This window comes from Flavobacterium sp. PL02 (assembly GCF_035013205.1).
Taxonomy (GTDB): domain Bacteria; phylum Bacteroidota; class Bacteroidia; order Flavobacteriales; family Flavobacteriaceae; genus Flavobacterium.
Genome location: NZ_JAYGJP010000001.1, coordinates 602,243 through 618,529 on the forward strand (window position 1 = coordinate 602,243; position 16,287 = coordinate 618,529).

Below are 16,287 nucleotides of genomic sequence, written 5' to 3' on the forward strand. Positions count from 1 at the left end.
TACACTAACGTTCAGTTCCTTGAAAAACAATATTGATGATTATTCTGTTAAAGTGGTATATTGGTTTCGGCTTATCGTTGCGTTTATTATATTCATCTGCTTGGGTTGAATGCCTTCTTCATTATATTCTTATAATATCCTCTTGTACATTGGGAACTTTATTTACTCTTTTATATAAATACAATCTATTGTATAATCTGACAAACCAACTTCATATTGTAACATCTCATCTGTTTTGTCGATATGGTATTCAAACTTGTATCCAAAAGGCATTTTAATCCATCTTTTCTTGATATTTTTATTTACTGATACCACGCTAGAAGAATTATAATCATAATATTTAGATTTCTTTATTTGGATAATAATATTTTGAAAATCTGCGGAATCCAGTTTTATTGTGTAAGACTCTGAATAATCTCCAAAGGCAGATTCTGAAGAAGATTTGATTAAATTAAATTTTGAAATAACTATTCCACTATTTTTTTTAATTTCATTTCTAATATCATTTTGTGTTGATTTATTGGTATTGCATGATAACATGAATACTACTAAAAACACCCATATGTGTTTAATATTTATATGCATAAAATTTTTAGAGTAATTCGGCAAAGATAACTTTTTGACCCAAACAAAAATCCCCGTTTCTACTGATATTTAACATAAATCAACAAGTTTGTCAGTCTTTTAAATACTCCTTTGATTTCTCCTTGAATATTTTATATTTGTTAATGTTAATACTGTAATGAATTATGAAATCGGCATGATTTGAAATCATAATTCATAAAAAAGAATGGCGATACCATATTCCTTTAAAAAACAAATATTATCTCTGTATGAAAATAAAAGAAGATTTATTCAATAAAAGAATTATTTCCATAGATGCTTTTCGTGGAATTACCATTTTTATAATGATTTTTGTTAATGAGCTGGCTAGCATAAAAAATGTACCACAATGGATGAAACATATGCCAGCCGATGCCGATGCAATGACCTTTGTCGATTTGGTATTTCCTGCATTTTTATTTATTGTCGGGATGTCTATTCCATTTGCATTTAACGCTAGATTAATTAAAGGAGATACACCTAAAACTATCTGGACACATACCTTAAAAAGAGCATTAGCACTTATTATTATCGGAGTTTATATGGTAAATGCCGAGTATGGTTATGATGCCTCCAAAATGGTGATTTCTGCAGCTTTTTGGGGACTTTTGGCGTATTCAATGCCAATTCCTATTTGGAATAAATACGATAAATCATTTCCTAAAATCACTAAAAACATTTTGCAATATGGCGGAATGTTGGTTCTGGTAGCCTTATACTTTTTATATGTTCAGGAAAATGGAGAGATAGGAATCACTCCAAAATGGTGGGGGATCCTAGGACTTATAGGTTGGGCGTATTTAATTACGGTAGTCTATTATTGGCTTGTTAATGGAAAATTGATAGCCATGATTGCGTTTCTTTTTGTTTGTCTTGCGGCAAATATTTTAAATCAAATTGAAGGTTCTTTTGTTCATGAAATAAAATGGATAGGTTTTATTGCTGGACATATGACGCACGCTACACTTGTTTCAGCTGGAGTAGTAATATCTCTTTTGTTTTTTGAAGGAAAAATATCCGAAAAAATCAATTGGAAAATAATAGGTTTTGGAGTGCTGTTTTTTGTACTGGGGTATTTATTGCGACCATACTATGAAGTTTCTAAGGTAAGAGGAACACCTTCTTGGGTATTATATTCTGCGGGTATTTGTACTATAATCTTTTATTTCTTGTATTGGCTAATGGAAATTAAAAAACAAACCAAATGGAGCAACTTTTTTATGCCAGCAGCTGCAAATCCGCTTCTTATTTACATACTTCCAGGGATAATATATTACTTCAATTTAGCATTCAAAATACATATAATTCCGGATTATTTCCGTGAAGGAACGCCTGGAATTATCTGGTCTTTAGTATTCTCGACGATTATGTTATTTGCCATGCGAATTTTTAATAAATATAAAATTCAGTTGCATTTGTAAAGTTTCAATTGAATCAGTTTGTGTTGAAAGAAATTAGTTCTATTTTCGGGTATATTTTGAAAATTACATTATGACTGAAGAACAACGCCGACAAATTAAAATTGATAATGATACAATTATTAAACAAAAAGAATATCGTGTAAATGATTGGTTACCGATTTTAGATACACCAAAATTAAGAACCCTAGAAGAGATTAAGGGAAGAATGTCGGTTATGAATGCTTTGATAAACATCGCGTTTGAGGCTCCGACTTATATTATTAAAGAATGGATAGAGAATCATGATTTAGCTAAATATCTATCAGATTCAGAAAAAGAAATACTAGATAAGGAAAATGATGATTTAACCGAATTTGAAATTAATTCTTTAAGATGGTATTTAGAGTCTTTGTGGGCTTTTATGTGGGTAACAGAAATGATTCCAGGGCTAGAAGCAGAAGAGTATATAGGAGATAATATGGCTTCGCTATTGCCAAATTTAGAGCAAGGAGATGGCAATGAAAAAATGGAAAGCTTGCAGAATTTAAAATCAGAAGTTGAGATTTATACCATGCTTGATTATTATTACCGACTTCATTGGTATTGTGTAGATGAAAGACTAAACGGTCGAGAAGCAAAGCTAAATGGAGGATTAGTATATGAAAGACGCAAATCGTTGGAATGGATTTACAACCGAGCTGATGATTGGGACAATGTAGAAATGGGTACATAAATAGTATAAAAAGGGAGTTAATAATCGCATTAACTCCCTTTTGCATTTTACAAAAAAAACATTTCACCTTTCACAAGAAATATCATCTGACACGTTTAAAAGCAATAGGACCTTCTCTTTTTTTGTTGTCTTTGTAAGTGCCTTCAAGTGTATTACCGTCTTCAGATAATGTTAAGGTATGTGTTCCTTGAGTTGCCCAACCCTCAATAGGTAAAGTTACATCAACCGTATATTCTATCGTGTTTCCAGTTCTTTTTCCGATGCCACTTTCTACAAATTTTTGTCCTTTCCATTCCAGGTAATGAGAAAAAATCACCTTTCCGTTTTGTTCAGAGATAATCACAACTGCATTTTCTACCCCCGAATTAATATCGGCCCAAACACCATTAATATCTGTTTTCTTATTTTGACTATAAGTAAGATTAGAAAAGAACAGTATTAGAAATAAGAATTTTAGAATTTTGATTTTCATAATGTTGAGGTTAGTTAGTTTTATGGTTTTAAATTTTGAATCTGTACTTCAGTTATTTCTAATATAGAGCCAGAAACAGGATGATAATTCACAAAATTAAATTTGCAAAGATTATGAATGTTTACAGATTTGCCGTTTAGTATAAAATCCGACCAAGGAATTTTTATTGTAGAAAATTTATCGGGAGAAGCAGGTAAATCAGCCATTGCATGAGTTCCTCCATGTACGCAGCCAATACCAGAATCATTTCCTTCGCGAGCTTGGATTTTTATTGGTTGTGATGATTTATAAGTAATACTAACAAAGCCAGAATTGCTAGGTAAATTGGTTGATTTTCCGTCGTTAGATTCAGATTGAGTTATCATTACATTCAGTTCGATTTCTCCAACAGGCGAGTCGCTTGCTGTAACAAGAATATGATGTTCTTTTATTCGAGTATTGTTTATTGTTTCCTGATTTTCTTTGGTTGGCCCGGCAATGTACCAAGTGTTTGAGACAACCAAATCAGAATTGGTATGTTGTATAGAAGTTGTTTTGCAGCTTAAAAATGAGATTATAATAAATCCTAGAGGTAAAATTCTATTAATGATTATTTTATATTCCATAAAGAGAAAGCTATTTTTTGCTAAAATAAATAATTAAAGTTTTAGTATTCAGTTGTAGTCACAGTTTTTAGTAACAGTAGTCGGTTTCAGTTTCCATCTCTCATCTCTCATCTTCCTTTTTTCATCTCACATCTCACATCTCACATCTTGCATCTTGCATCTTGCATCTTGCATCTCACATCTTGCATCTCACATCTTGCATCTCTCATTTTTCATCTTCACATCCCATATTTTTTTGTAAGAATCTTTATTGATAAATTCGAGAGTAAATGAAATTTTAGTTTTATTTTTGTTAAGAGAGTGTGTTTTAAAACAGTTAAAAATGAGTAGCTTACAATTAAAAAGTGTTTTGTCTTTTCTTTTTTTTAGCTGTTTTTGCTATTCGCAAAATGACTCCATCATGCACAAAAAAGATTCTCTCAAACATAATAGCAGAGATATTATCGATGTGTACAAAAGCATATTTTCTAAGAATGATACCGTAAGACATGATGCCAAAAAGAAGATAGCTTTCTCATTATCTCCAATCCCCGTAGAAGGTAATGGAAATGCCAGAATAATTATTTCGTTTCTGAGTACTTTTTATCTGGGTGATGATCATGAAAAAACTACAATGTCACAAGTTGTTTTTTCACCTTATTTTAGTTTTTCTAATCAATATGTATTCCCAATTCAGTCCTATATATATACTAAGGATGATAAGTATAACTTTACAGGAGATTATCGATTTATGATTTATCCGCAACCTACATATGGTTTGGGAGATCATCATCTCGACGACGAAATGTCTATCCTGAATTATAAACAATGGCGTTTTTATGAATATGTAACAAGAAAAGTCAAAGGCAATTTCGGACTCGGATTAGGAGTTCTGTTTGATAGTTATCAAAATATTTCCGAAGATTCTAAGATTGATGGAGAAACCGATTATTTTAAATATATGAGCGGAGATTATTCTGATGATGTTTCATTTGGAGTTGCAATACAAGCACTTTATGATTCCAGAATTAATAATATCAATCCGGAGCAGGGAACATATCTTGAAGCCAATTTCCGAATGAATACCAATGGAGGTCTTGATAATAAAGGGTGGCAATCCTTATATATAGATGCTCGAAAATACCATTCGTTTAGCGATGTAAAACATAAAGTTTTGGCATATAGAGCTTTTTATTGGTCAACAATAGGAGGTGGGGATCCACATTATCTCGACTTACCGAGTATTGGTTGGGACCGACAGCAAAAAACAGGACGAGGTTTTACAAGAAATCGTTTCCGAAGCAATGCATTATTGTATTTTGAAACCGAATACAGAACAGATATTTCTGCTGATGGTTTTTGGGGAGCAGTATTTTTTACCAATATTTCATCAGTATCTAAATTTCAGACTTATCAATTTACCAAATGGAATCCTGCAATTGGTACAGGATTGCGCATAAAATGGAACAAACGTAACAATAGTAATCTTGTAATGGATTTTGGAGTTAGTAAAAATGATTGGTCATTACGGTTCGGTTTAGTAGAAAATTTCTAACTTTCGAACTTTCAAGACTATTTTACATGCAATTATCGGTTATTATCCTCAATTATAATGTGCGTTATTTTTTAGAACAATGTGTTTTAAGTGTGCAACAGGCGCTTAAAGATATTGATAGCGAGATTATTGTAATAGATAATAATTCTCCAGATGATAGTTGCGACATGATTCGTAGTTGTTTTCCTGATGTAAAATTAATCGCGAACACCGAAAATTTAGGTTTCCCTAAAGGAAATAATATAGGAGTTTTACAAGCCAAAGGGGATTATATCTGCATTTTAAACCCCGATACAGTCGTTGCCGAAGATACATTTACAAAAGTATTGGCTTTCGCCAAAGAGCAGCAGGATTTAGGAATAGTAGGCGTGAATCTTATTGATGGAGCAGGGAATTTCCTTCCTGAAAGCAAGCGCGGAGTCCCAACGCCCTGGGTGGCTTTTACTAAAATTACCGGATTGTACAAGTATTTTCCAAAATCGAAATACTTCAATAGATATTATGCCCAACATTTAAGTGAGAACCAAACAGGCAAAGTCGAAATACTTGTTGGCGCTTTTATGGTAATGAAACGAGATTTATATAATGAAGTCGGTGGTTTTGATGAAGATTGTTTTATGTACTCCGATGATATCGATTTATCGTATATGGTCTTAAAAAAAGGCAAAAAAAATTATTATTACGCTGAAACTACGGTGATTCACTATAAAGGAGAAAGTACTGTAAAAGACGAAAAATATATGAAACGCTTTCAGAGCGCGATGAATTTCTTTTATAAAAAACACTTTAAAGTATCATTTTTGTTTTCTCTTTTTATGAAAACAGGAATAGTATTTTTCTCTATCGTTAAAATGATACAGGGAAAAACGACGATAAAAACAATACCAAAAGAATATTTTTTTTATTCCAAGAATGATAATTTAGTCGAAAAATTGAGTTTAATTTTACAAAATAAAGTTACATTTTACGATTTAAAAAAAGAAAAAATGGTAAATTCGTCCCTGATTTACATAGGAAAAGGAGCAGAGGTAATTTTAGATAATCAATACATATCGTTCAAGAAATGTATCGATATGATAAAATCTGAAAGGCATAAGAAGATTACTTTTAAAATTTTACCCAAAAACACCACTTTCTTAATCGGAAGTGATTCAAGTAATGATAGAGGTAAAATCGTTAAAATCACATAAAAATTATATTTAATGTAATTTATATTTAAAAATTTCAGTAATTTCGCAATCTGAAAATCAAAATCACCTTTTAGGTTAACAATATGGCAAGATTTGAATTAAAACTTCCTAAAATGGGAGAAAGTGTCGCTGAAGCAACAATCACAAATTGGTTGAAACAAGTTGGAGACAAAATTGAAATGGATGAAGCAGTACTGGAAATCGCTACAGATAAAGTCGATAGCGAAGTGCCAAGTGAAGTTTCTGGAATTTTGATTGAGCAATTGTTTGGCAAAGACGATTTGGTACAAGTAGGGCAAACTATTGCCATCATTGAAACTGAAGAAGGTTCGTCATTTTTAGTTGATAAAGTAACTGAAGAAACGGTCGTTCCTACAGAAGTTGTTTTTGTTGAAAAAACAATCGAAGCTGCTAAAGAAGCGGTTGCAACACCTGCAGATTACACTACTTCGGATAAATTCTTTTCGCCATTAGTAAAAAATATTGCTAAAGAAGAAAATGTTTCTATTGCAGAGCTAGAAAGTATAAATGGTTCAGGAAAAGATGGTCGAGTGACCAAAGAAGATATATTGGCTTACGTTGTTGGTAGAACAAACAAAGTAGAAGCTCCAAAAGTAGAAGTAAAAGTTGAGGTTGTAGCACCAGTAGTACAAGTAGCAGCTAAAGTGCAAGAACCAGTTGTTTTAAAAGCAGCACCGGTTTCTGTAAATGGAGGTGACGAAATCATAGAAATGGACAGAATGCGTAAGCTTATTTCTGGATACATGGTAGCTTCAGTTCAAACATCTGCACACGTACAATCATTTATTGAGGTAGATGTAACTAATATTGTAAAATGGAGAGAAAAAGTTAAAACTGCTTTCGAGAAAAGAGAAGGAGAAAAATTAACTTTTACACCAATTATGATGGAAGCTGTTGCGAAAGCATTAAAAGACTTCCCAGGAATGAATATCTCTGTTGATGGTGATTATATCATCAAAAAGAAAAATATAAATTTAGGAATGGCGGCTGCATTACCAAATGGAAACTTAATTGTTCCAGTAATTAAAAATGCAGATCAGTTAAACCTTGTCGGAATGGCAAAAGCTGTTAATGATTTAGGTAATCGTGCAAAAACAGGAAAACTAAAACCAGATGATACACAAGGCGGAACTTATACTGTAACGAATGTGGGGACTTTTGGAAGTGTTTTTGGAACGCCAATTATCAATCAGCCACAAGTAGGGATTTTAGCTCTTGGAGCGATTCGTAAAGTGCCAGCGGTTATCGAAACTCCAGAAGGAGATTTTATCGGAATCCGTCAAAAAATGTTCCTTTCGCACAGTTATGACCACCGTGTTGTAGATGGGGCATTAGGAGGAAGTTTTGTAAAAAGAGTTGCTGAGTACTTAGAAGCTTTTGATATAGATAGAGATTTCTAGAAAAAATCCATCTTATAAATAATTAACCCTTTTAACGTTTTAAATGTTGAAAGGGTTTTCTTTTTGCAGCATTATTGCATTACAGGTAGTAATCGGCAACTTTCTAAAAAAAACAGGTGAAATTCGTGTTTAAAAATTATATTTGTAAACTTATAAAATTAAAAAATGGAACTGAAACTCAACAAACCAATTTGCTTTTTTGATCTGGAAACTACCGGAATAGACATCGGAAAAGATCGAATAGTAGAAATTTCAATATTTAAAGTTTTTCCAAACGGAAATAAAGAAAGTAAAACTTGGTTGGTGAATCCTACGATTCCAATTCCTCCACAAACTACGGCCGTTCATGGTATTACTGATGAAAAAGTGGCAAATGAACCTACGTTTGTCGTGTTGGCGCCTCAGGTTTACAACATGATAAAAGATAGCGATTTGGCAGGGTTTAACTCCGATCGTTTCGATATTCCGTTGTTAGCAGAAGAATTGCTTCGTGCAGGAGTTGATTTTGATATGAAAAATAAGTGCTCAGTCGATGTGCAGACTATCTTTCATAAAATGGAAGAAAGAACATTAAGTGCTGCTTTGAAATTTTATTGCGGAAAAAGCCTTGAGAATGCACACTCTGCTGAAGCTGATACAATGGCGACATATGAGATTCTTAAAGCACAATTAGATCGTTATCCAGAATTGGAAAATGATATGAAAGCGTTATCTGAATTTACAACCAGAAAAAAAATAGCCGATTTTGCAGGAATGATTGCTTTTGATAAAGATGATGAAGAAGTTTTTACCTTCGGAAAACATAAAGGAGCAAAAGTAGAGAAGGTTCTGGAAACAGAACCAGGATATTTTAGCTGGATACAAAATGCGGATTTTCCTTTATATACCAAAAAAGTATTGACGGCAATTAAATTAAGAAAATTAAATACTAAATAAGGTCCTGAGAAACTAAGGTTCTAAGGTTCTGAGTTTTTTGTGCTTAGTTTCTTAGCGACTTAGTAGCTTAGTGACTTAGCAACTTAAAAAGAATGAAAATAATCTGTATCGGTAGAAATTATACCAATCATATCGAAGAGTTACAAAACGAACGCCCAACAGAGCCAGTTGTATTTATGAAGCCTGATTCGGCAGTTTTGTTAAAGCAACATCCATTTGTAATCCCCGAATTTTCTGAAGATATTCATCACGAAATTGAGCTTATTGTTAAAATTAATAAGGTCGGGAAATATATAGAGCCAAAGTTTGCGCACAAATATTACGACGAGATAAGTGTAGGTATCGACTTTACAGCTAGAGATTTACAAGAAAAACTAAAGCAAAAAGGATTGCCTTGGGAGAAAGCAAAAGCTTTTGATGGTTCGGCTGTAATAGGTGATTTTTTGCCTAAGACGCAATTTAGTTCATTGGAAAATATTACATTTGAATTAACAAATAATTCTAAGACCGTTCAAAAAGGAAACTCTAATATGATGTTGTGGAAAATTGATGAGCTTATTTCATATGTTTCTCAATACTTCACGCTAAAAATTGGAGATATTATTTTTACAGGAACTCCAGAAGGAGTTGCGGCTGTAAAGCCAGATGATGTTTTAGAAGGGTTTTTAGAAGGAAAAAAATTATTCAGAATACAAGTAAAATAATGGCTTTAAAATATAACCTTTCAAAAGTGTACGCACTTTCAGACAACGATCCCGAATTTGTAAACGAAATTCTTAATTTGTTTGTAACCGAAGTTCCTGAGGATTTAAAACAGATTAAAGAAGGGATAAAAAAGAAAGATCATAAGCATGCTTATGCGTATGCGCACAAAATAAAGCCTACGCTTGATTTATTAGGGCTTAATGTTGCTTTTGAGGAGATTCTTCAAGTCGAAGCCTGGACAAAGGCTGAGGGTAAAAAGAAAGCCATAGAAGAAACATTTAAAAGCATAAAAAATCAAGTTAAAGAAGCAATCAAAGAAATTAAGAAAGACTTTGATTTGTAAAACTTCATAGATTGCCAGCCTGAATTTTCAGGTTGGTCTATCTTCTCCAAATACAATTTGCTTTGTAAATTAATTATAATACAAGTAAATTGATTTTTTCTTTCTTCCGTTTTACTTCGCGATAAAAAGGATTTTCATTGCTATTCCCCACGCAATTCCTTGCGATATATAATCTAGTAGTAATTTGAATTTTAGATACATGAAAGCAACAATAATTACAATTGGTGACGAAATCTTAATAGGACAAATTGTAGATACAAATTCTGGTTTTATAGCTAAATCTTTAGATAAAATCGGAGTCGAAATTCACGAAATGATTTCGATAAGTGATGATAAGCAGCATATTTTAGACACATTTTCTCAATTACAAAACAAAGTCGATTTGGTAATCGTTACAGGAGGTTTAGGGCCTACAAAAGACGATGTGACCAAAAAAACATTTTGTGATTATTTTGAAGATGAATTGGTTGTTAATCCCGAAGTTCTGGCGCATGTCACAGAACTAATCGAAGGTTTTTATAAGCGACCGATTACCCAAATGAACAAAGATCAGGCGTTAGTTCCTTCTAAATGTACGGTGCTTCATAACCAGATGGGGACGGCACCAGGAATGTGGATGAAGAAAGAAAATACCGTTTTTATTTCGCTTCCGGGAGTTCCTTATGAAATGAAATATTTGGTAGAAAGCGTAATAATTCCAAAAGTTGTAAAAGAATACGAGCGACCATATATTATTCATAAAACGATACTTACATACGGTCAGGGCGAAAGTTTAGTAGCTGAGCGTATAGAAGACTGGGAGAATAATTTGCCTGATTTTATAAAACTAGCTTATTTACCAAATCCGGGAAGAGTGCGTTTGCGACTTTCTGCCCGAGGTACAGATAAAGAAATGCTTGAAGCAGCTATCGAGGCCAATGTGCAATCGCTAGATGCAATCATTCATGATATTATTGTAGGCTTCGATGATAATGAAACTCTCGAAGTAGTAGTAGGAGAATTACTAACAAAAAAAGGAAGGACGGTTGCGACTGCCGAAAGTTGTACTGGAGGAAAAATCGCATCACTTTTAGCGGCAGTTTCTGGTGCTTCAAGCTACTTTAGAGGTAGTGTTGTGTCCTATGCAACCGAGGTAAAGACTACTGTTTTGGGTGTTCCGGCTGATTTAATAGAAGAAAATACTGTGGTAAGTGCTGCGGTTGCTTCATCGATGGCTTCAAACGTAAAACGCATAATGAAAACTGATTACGCAATCGCGACAACTGGGAACGCCGGACCGACAAAAGGAGACTCAAATGCGGAAATTGGTACTGTTTTTATTGCAATTGCCACACCAGACGATGTAATAGTCGAAGAATTTAACTTTGGTCAACCACGTGAAAAAGTGATAGATAGGGCTGTAATTAAAAGTTTAGAAATGTTACAGAAAGAAATTTTAAAAAATGTACACTAATTTTTTGTTTCAATCGTTTATTTTTCTTTTCTTTGCACCCTGATTTTGAATAACGATAAAACATAAGTATAATGTCAAGAGTTTGTGACCTTACAGGTAAAAGAGCGATGGTAGGAAATAACGTTTCTCACGCTATGAACAAAACTAAGAGAAAATTTTCTGTGAACTTAGTTAAAAAGCGTTTTTATCTTCCAGAAGAAGATAGATGGATTACTCTTAGAGTAGCAGCATCTACGATAAAAACAATTAATAAAAATGGAATTTCTGCGGTTTTGAAAAAAGCGCAGTCAGAAGGATTTATCAAATAATCTTTTCCAAAATAAATATATAGCAAGATGGCAAAGAAAGGTAATAGAATCCAAGTAATTTTAGAATGTACTGAACACAAGACTTCTGGTGTAGCAGGAACTTCAAGATACATTACAACAAAGAACAAAAAAAATACTCCAGACAGATTAGAGATTAAGAAATTTAATCCAATCTTGAAACGTGTAACAGTTCACAAAGAAATTAAGTAATAATTAGAGATTTTATAAATCTCAATGGTTTTCCATTAGAGCTTTATAAAAACTTCAAATAACATTTGAATCATGGCAAAGAAAACCGTAGCATCGTTACAAACATCTTCTAAGAGATTATCAAAAGCCATCAAAATGGTGAAATCTCCTAAAACTGGTGCATATACATTCGTAGAATCTATTATGGCTCCTGAAGAAGTTGATACTTTCTTGAAAAAGAAATAATTAACAATTACAATATATAGAAAAGCTACTTTCATTCGGAAGTAGCTTTTTTATTTTTTATATTTGTCTCAAAATTTAGAGAAGCCAAACAAAAGTTCTTTTTTTAATCAAAGTTCCTGCTTTTGCTGCGATCTTTTGTTTTATCCCGAGCTTCGGGACCAGAACAAAAGGGTATTGCTACAAACGTAGTTCACTGAACTCCTATAAAATTGGAAAGTATGTGAAGTAATCAGGGTTAATTAAAGATACTTTGCTTTTTTAAACTTTAGAATTGTTGTAGATTGTGAGAAAAATCTAAATAATTCGAAAAACTAACAACCTATATAAAAATGAGTTTTTTTAAAAAAATATTTTCTTCCGATAAAAAAGAGACATTAGACAAAGGTCTTGAAAAATCTAAAACCAGTTTCTTCTCTAAATTAAGTAAAGCCGTAGCCGGAAAATCTAAAGTTGATGACGACGTTTTAGATAATTTAGAAGAAATTCTTGTTTCTTCGGATGTTGGAGTAGAGACAACCCTAAAAGTTATTACCCGAATAGAGAAACGCGTAGCAGCCGATAAATATCTTGGTGTCGATGAGTTAAACCAAATCTTGCGAGAAGAGATTGCAGGTTTATTATCAGAGACTAATACAGGCGAAGCGACGGAATTTGTAGTTCCTATGCAAACAAAACCATATGTTTTAATGGTTGTTGGTGTAAATGGAGTTGGTAAGACTACTACAATTGGTAAATTAGCTTATCAGTTTAAAAAAGCCGGTTATAAAGTAGTTCTGGGAGCAGCAGATACTTTTCGTGCAGCAGCGATTGATCAATTGCAAATTTGGGCTGATCGTGTAGGTGTACCAATCGTAAGACAAAATATGGGGAGTGATCCTGCATCTGTAGCTTTTGACACCTTACAATCTGCAGTAGCACAAAATGCCGATATTGTAATTATTGATACAGCAGGTCGTTTGCATAACAAAATCAATTTAATGAACGAATTGACTAAAGTAAAACGTGTAATGCAAAAAGTTGTAGCCGATGCGCCTCATGATGTACTTTTGGTTTTGGATGGTTCTACAGGGCAAAATGCTTTTGAACAAGCCAAACAGTTTACCGCTGCAACCGAGGTAACAGCTCTGGCTGTAACCAAACTAGATGGTACTGCCAAAGGTGGTGTTGTGATAGGTATTTCGGATCAGTTTAAAATTCCTGTAAAATATATTGGTGTAGGTGAGGGAATTGAAGACTTGCAGGTTTTTAATAAATATGAGTTCGTAGATAGTTTCTTTAAATAGTTTTTAGATGAGTTTTAATAATGTCCCGCCGATTTATTTTTATTTTGGTAGTATCCTGTCTTTTGTTTTATCTAATGTTTTTAGAGAACAAAATCTAACTTTGTATTACGTTTTATTAGTAGTAGGTGTTATTTTATTTCTTTTAGGTCTTCTTAGAAGAATCCAAACAAAAAAATAATCTGGCAGCATAATTTTCGATTAAAGGTTTTATGATATAAAACTTTTATAATTAGAATAATGTCTGTTCAATATATAAAAACCAACGAATGCTTTTAGTATTCGTTGGTTTTTTTGTTTTATAAGTAAATCAAAATCTATAAAATAGTTTAATGGGTTTTGGCAATTTTTTCTTCTTTATCAATTATATAAAGTTAACTTTGTAACTCACAAAAATAAAATATTTATAGTACCGTGAAGCTTTAGCCCTGATTACTTCACAGAATTTTTATTTTAATAAGAGTTCAGTGAATTTCATTTGAAGCGGTATCCTTTTTTGTGGATTTTTCTTCCACAAAAAGATATAGCGGATAGCAGGAAATAGCTCCTAAAAAATAAAATTTATAATGAAAAACGTATTTAAAATTCTCTTAGTATCATTTTTGTTTGTTGGATGTCAGCAAAAAATAGAACCTGCAGATATTGCTAAATTAAATGGATATTGGGAGATTGAAAAAGTAGTTTTTGATAAAGGTGAAGATAAAGATTACGGGATGAATGAAAGCTATGACTTTTTTAAGATAGAGGCCGATAATAACGGTATTCGTCAAAAAGTAATGCCACAATTAGACGGAACTTTTATGACAAACGATTTACACGAAACGGTAAAAGTTAGATTTAAAGACGGTAAGGCTTTCTTAGATTATTCGACTCCTTATACAAAATGGACGGAAGAATTAATTGCCTTAACAGACGATAAATTAGTGCTGCTTAACGCCGAGAAAAAAGAATATCATTATAAAAAAGCAGGACCAATTAATATTATAGATAATGGCAAAAAGACTAAATAATCAGAGTAGTGTTGGGGATATTTTGCAAAGGATTATCCAGGTAAATAAGCTCCAACCCGGAATGGATCAGATTGATGTAAAAGAGGCATGGCGACAACTGATGGGGAATGGTGTAAATAGTTATACCCGAAATGTAGTTTTAAAAGGGAGTACACTTTATGTAGAGCTTACATCCTCTGTTTTGAGAGAGGAGCTAACTCATGGGAAATCAAAAATTATTACGATGATCAATGAGGAATTACGAAGAGATGTAGTTCGGGATGTGGTTTTGCGTTAAAAAATAAAAGTTTCTAAAAATGATAAGTATAGAATCTAAGTTTAAATTACTTGCAGTTTTAATTGCGTCTTTTGTAACAGTTTTGCCACCTTTGGTTATTTATTTAAGTTATACATCACCAGAAGCTGAAATGATTTTGCCTATTTTATTGTTATTATTTATTATCTTCTTTTGGTTGACAGTATTTAGAACTAGAGCACACAAGTTGACAATTGATAATAAAAATATAATCGTTAATAAGTATTTTGGATTAGGAAAGTCTAAAGTGCATGATATTGGTAAATTAGATGGTTTTGTAACCACTTTTGAGAGTGGAAAACTAGGTGTTTCAGAGTTCCTTTTTATACTTGAAAATAGAAAAAGAGTAGCTTGTATTTCTTCTTTTTATCAGAGTAACTTTGATGAACTAAAAGAAATTTTAAAACGTAAAATACCAGATTTAGGAGAGAAAGAATATAGCTCTAAAGAGGAAAGAGCCGAAGTTTTAAGATAAAACAAAACCCGCTTCATTGAAGCGGGTTTTTATTTGCAAAAAAATAATGCTGATCAATTTAGAGGATTCGTGACAACTGCTAATGGTAACTACGTAAATGGTTATACCCGAAATGTAGTTTTGTATTTGACTTTTTAATTTTAGCGAAGATTTTGGTTTTTAGATTTTAACCTTAAAATAAATTAACGTTCCTGTCTTAGAAATGGATTTTTTATGATATATTTTAATTGTAAGTATTTTTTTAATAATTATAAACAATCAAATAGAAAAAAATGAAGAAAGTATTATTTATTTTAACCGTATTATTTGCTTTAAATAGCTATTCACAAAAGAAAAAGGTGGCGGTTGTTGGTTTTTACACAGACAAAACAATTGATCTTTCTGATTTGGGGCTTAACAGTTTGGCTGCAATAGCTGATTTGGGCAACAATCCAAACTTTAATCTTAGTCCTATTTTAGAGAAATACCATAATGCTTTTTTTAATGTTTATTCTAAACAATTTCCATTTGATTTAATTCCTGAAAATGAAGTGATTCAAAAACAAGAATACATTGATTTTTCTCCTAAATATGCTAAAGATGAAGTAGGAGAGAAAACTATAATAAATTACCCAGGATATAAATATATTTATGAAGGAACGGCTGGTCAAGCAAATGAAGTAGGAACAGCTACTATTTTTAAAGAAATTGCAGATGGTGTTTTATTTACAGAAATACATTTTACTTTAGTAAAAGGATTTGCTGTTGGAGGAACAGGAACCGTTAAAATGAAAGCTTATGCTAGAATCTCTTTGTATGATAAAACCGGAAAGAAAGTATTTGCTATAAATGAAGGGGCAAGCTCTAAAAAAACGGGTGTTATAGTAGGTGGAATTCCTGTTTTAACTCCTGAAAAAGTACTGCCTATGTGCGAAAGTGCTTTAGACGAATTGCTAAAAGATTTAGATCAAAAAATTAGCAAAATAATCAAAAAGAGTGCTGCTAATTTCTAATGTTTTTATAAGTAAAAAAGGAAAACCCGCTTCATTGAAGCGGGTTTTTATTTTAATCTAAGTCAGTCTAAGTAGTCTGAAAATCTAACTATCTAAG

The 16,287-nt window shown here is 32.4% G+C and carries 20 protein-coding genes; 17 read left to right on the forward strand and 3 right to left on the reverse strand.

Annotated elements, in window-relative coordinates; genetic code table 11:
• Positions 1-162 precede the first annotated feature (162 nt).
• A complete protein-coding gene (locus SHI72_RS02530; protein ID WP_323488949.1) occupies positions 163-585 on the reverse strand; it encodes a hypothetical protein in 423 nt (140 codons plus the stop codon).
• Positions 586-833: 248 nt separating this feature from the next.
• On the opposite strand from SHI72_RS02530, the gene SHI72_RS02535 reads away from it, so the two are divergent.
• Both SHI72_RS02535 and SHI72_RS02540 read left to right on the forward strand, forming a co-directional pair.
• Entirely contained in the window at positions 834-2,024 is a 1,191-nt protein-coding gene (locus tag SHI72_RS02535) for a DUF5009 domain-containing protein (protein ID WP_323488950.1), read from the forward strand.
• Positions 2,025-2,094: 70 nt separating this feature from the next.
• The gene (locus tag SHI72_RS02540) at positions 2,095-2,736 is read left to right on the forward strand and encodes a DUF4272 domain-containing protein (RefSeq protein ID WP_323488951.1); all 642 of its coding nucleotides are present in this window, start codon (positions 2,095-2,097) and stop codon (positions 2,734-2,736) included.
• An 82-nt stretch (positions 2,737-2,818) separates the two neighbouring features.
• On the opposite strand, the gene SHI72_RS02545 is transcribed toward SHI72_RS02540, so the two are convergent.
• A complete protein-coding gene (locus SHI72_RS02545) occupies positions 2,819-3,208 on the reverse strand; it encodes a hypothetical protein (protein WP_323488952.1) in 390 nt (129 codons plus the stop codon).
• 20 nt (positions 3,209-3,228) lie between these two features.
• Positions 3,229-3,813, reverse strand: coding sequence for a hypothetical protein (locus SHI72_RS02550; RefSeq protein ID WP_323488953.1), 585 nt, complete (start codon positions 3,811-3,813; stop codon positions 3,229-3,231).
• A gap of 400 nt (positions 3,814-4,213) precedes the next feature.
• Between SHI72_RS02550 and SHI72_RS02555 the strand changes: the two genes are divergently transcribed.
• From SHI72_RS02555 to SHI72_RS02625, 15 genes are all read left to right on the forward strand, one after another.
• Positions 4,214-5,347 carry a hypothetical protein gene (locus SHI72_RS02555; RefSeq protein WP_323488954.1) on the forward strand — a complete coding sequence of 378 codons (1,134 nt, stop codon included), beginning with the start codon at positions 4,214-4,216 and terminating at the stop codon, positions 5,345-5,347.
• A 26-nt stretch (positions 5,348-5,373) separates the two neighbouring features.
• Entirely contained in the window at positions 5,374-6,537 is a 1,164-nt protein-coding gene (locus SHI72_RS02560) for a glycosyltransferase family 2 protein (RefSeq protein ID WP_323488955.1), read from the forward strand.
• A gap of 83 nt (positions 6,538-6,620) precedes the next feature.
• Positions 6,621-7,958, forward strand: a complete 1,338-nt coding sequence (locus SHI72_RS02565; RefSeq protein ID WP_323488956.1) for a dihydrolipoamide acetyltransferase family protein — start codon at positions 6,621-6,623, stop codon at positions 7,956-7,958.
• 165 nt (positions 7,959-8,123) lie between these two features.
• Positions 8,124-8,894, forward strand: a complete 771-nt coding sequence (locus SHI72_RS02570; RefSeq protein WP_323488957.1) for a 3'-5' exonuclease — start codon at positions 8,124-8,126, stop codon at positions 8,892-8,894.
• Positions 8,895-8,986: 92 nt separating this feature from the next.
• Positions 8,987-9,598 (forward strand): fumarylacetoacetate hydrolase family protein, encoded by a 612-nt coding sequence (locus SHI72_RS02575; protein WP_039111211.1) that lies wholly within the window; start codon positions 8,987-8,989, stop codon positions 9,596-9,598.
• Positions 9,598-9,942, forward strand: coding sequence for an Hpt domain-containing protein (locus SHI72_RS02580; RefSeq protein WP_035625977.1), 345 nt, complete (start codon positions 9,598-9,600; stop codon positions 9,940-9,942). Before SHI72_RS02575 ends, SHI72_RS02580 begins: the two co-directional genes overlap by 1 nt.
• Positions 9,943-10,141: 199 nt before the next feature.
• Complete coding sequence (locus SHI72_RS02585) at positions 10,142-11,395, forward strand: CinA family nicotinamide mononucleotide deamidase-related protein (RefSeq protein WP_323488958.1); 1,254 nt, start codon at positions 10,142-10,144, stop codon at positions 11,393-11,395.
• Between the two features lie 71 nt (positions 11,396-11,466).
• Entirely contained in the window at positions 11,467-11,703 is a 237-nt protein-coding gene (rpmB, locus tag SHI72_RS02590) for a 50S ribosomal protein L28 (protein ID WP_007805815.1), read from the forward strand.
• A 27-nt stretch (positions 11,704-11,730) separates the two neighbouring features.
• On the forward strand, positions 11,731-11,913 hold the full coding sequence (rpmG, locus tag SHI72_RS02595) for a 50S ribosomal protein L33 (RefSeq protein WP_017495179.1): 183 nt from the start codon (positions 11,731-11,733) through the stop codon (positions 11,911-11,913).
• Positions 11,914-11,985: 72 nt separating this feature from the next.
• The gene (locus SHI72_RS02600; protein ID WP_007805819.1) at positions 11,986-12,138 is read left to right on the forward strand and encodes a DUF4295 domain-containing protein; all 153 of its coding nucleotides are present in this window, start codon (positions 11,986-11,988) and stop codon (positions 12,136-12,138) included.
• 329 nt (positions 12,139-12,467) lie between these two features.
• On the forward strand, positions 12,468-13,421 hold the full coding sequence (gene ftsY / locus SHI72_RS02605; protein ID WP_323488959.1) for a signal recognition particle-docking protein FtsY: 954 nt from the start codon (positions 12,468-12,470) through the stop codon (positions 13,419-13,421).
• A gap of 563 nt (positions 13,422-13,984) precedes the next feature.
• Positions 13,985-14,428, forward strand: a complete 444-nt coding sequence (locus SHI72_RS02610) for a lipocalin family protein (protein WP_086896004.1) — start codon at positions 13,985-13,987, stop codon at positions 14,426-14,428.
• On the forward strand, positions 14,409-14,705 hold the full coding sequence (locus tag SHI72_RS02615; RefSeq protein WP_039111206.1) for a DUF721 domain-containing protein: 297 nt from the start codon (positions 14,409-14,411) through the stop codon (positions 14,703-14,705). Before SHI72_RS02610 ends, SHI72_RS02615 begins: the two co-directional genes overlap by 20 nt.
• Positions 14,706-14,724: 19 nt before the next feature.
• Positions 14,725-15,198, forward strand: coding sequence for a hypothetical protein (locus tag SHI72_RS02620; protein ID WP_323488960.1), 474 nt, complete (start codon positions 14,725-14,727; stop codon positions 15,196-15,198).
• Between the two features lie 272 nt (positions 15,199-15,470).
• Positions 15,471-16,190 carry a hypothetical protein gene (locus tag SHI72_RS02625; RefSeq protein ID WP_323488961.1) on the forward strand — a complete coding sequence of 240 codons (720 nt, stop codon included), beginning with the start codon at positions 15,471-15,473 and terminating at the stop codon, positions 16,188-16,190.
• Positions 16,191-16,287: the final 97 nt, after the last annotated feature.

Excerpts from the sequence above, each read along its gene's own strand:
- SHI72_RS02570 (WP_323488957.1), top strand. The coding sequence starts at position 8,124 with ATGGAACTGAAACTCAACAAACCAATTTGCTTTTTTGATCTGGAAACT.
- SHI72_RS02555 (WP_323488954.1), top strand. The coding sequence starts at position 4,214 with ATGCACAAAAAAGATTCTCTCAAACATAATAGCAGAGATATTATCGAT.
- SHI72_RS02620 (WP_323488960.1), top strand. The coding sequence starts at position 14,725 with ATGATAAGTATAGAATCTAAGTTTAAATTACTTGCAGTTTTAATTGCG.
- rpmG (WP_017495179.1), top strand. The coding sequence starts at position 11,731 with ATGGCAAAGAAAGGTAATAGAATCCAAGTAATTTTAGAATGTACTGAA.
- SHI72_RS02610 (WP_086896004.1), top strand. The coding sequence starts at position 13,985 with ATGAAAAACGTATTTAAAATTCTCTTAGTATCATTTTTGTTTGTTGGA.
- SHI72_RS02615 (WP_039111206.1), top strand. The coding sequence starts at position 14,409 with ATGGCAAAAAGACTAAATAATCAGAGTAGTGTTGGGGATATTTTGCAA.
- rpmB (WP_007805815.1), top strand. The coding sequence starts at position 11,467 with ATGTCAAGAGTTTGTGACCTTACAGGTAAAAGAGCGATGGTAGGAAAT.
- SHI72_RS02600 (WP_007805819.1), top strand. The coding sequence starts at position 11,986 with ATGGCAAAGAAAACCGTAGCATCGTTACAAACATCTTCTAAGAGATTA.
- SHI72_RS02545 (WP_323488952.1), bottom strand. The coding sequence starts at position 3,208 with ATGAAAATCAAAATTCTAAAATTCTTATTTCTAATACTGTTCTTTTCT.
- SHI72_RS02540 (WP_323488951.1), top strand. The coding sequence starts at position 2,095 with ATGACTGAAGAACAACGCCGACAAATTAAAATTGATAATGATACAATT.
- SHI72_RS02535 (WP_323488950.1), top strand. The coding sequence starts at position 834 with ATGAAAATAAAAGAAGATTTATTCAATAAAAGAATTATTTCCATAGAT.
- SHI72_RS02625 (WP_323488961.1), top strand. The coding sequence starts at position 15,471 with ATGAAGAAAGTATTATTTATTTTAACCGTATTATTTGCTTTAAATAGC.
- SHI72_RS02575 (WP_039111211.1), top strand. The coding sequence starts at position 8,987 with ATGAAAATAATCTGTATCGGTAGAAATTATACCAATCATATCGAAGAG.
- SHI72_RS02565 (WP_323488956.1), top strand. The coding sequence starts at position 6,621 with ATGGCAAGATTTGAATTAAAACTTCCTAAAATGGGAGAAAGTGTCGCT.
- SHI72_RS02530 (WP_323488949.1), bottom strand. The coding sequence starts at position 585 with ATGCATATAAATATTAAACACATATGGGTGTTTTTAGTAGTATTCATG.
- SHI72_RS02560 (WP_323488955.1), top strand. The coding sequence starts at position 5,374 with ATGCAATTATCGGTTATTATCCTCAATTATAATGTGCGTTATTTTTTA.
- SHI72_RS02550 (WP_323488953.1), bottom strand. The coding sequence starts at position 3,813 with ATGGAATATAAAATAATCATTAATAGAATTTTACCTCTAGGATTTATT.
- SHI72_RS02580 (WP_035625977.1), top strand. The coding sequence starts at position 9,598 with ATGGCTTTAAAATATAACCTTTCAAAAGTGTACGCACTTTCAGACAAC.
- ftsY (WP_323488959.1), top strand. The coding sequence starts at position 12,468 with ATGAGTTTTTTTAAAAAAATATTTTCTTCCGATAAAAAAGAGACATTA.
- SHI72_RS02585 (WP_323488958.1), top strand. The coding sequence starts at position 10,142 with ATGAAAGCAACAATAATTACAATTGGTGACGAAATCTTAATAGGACAA.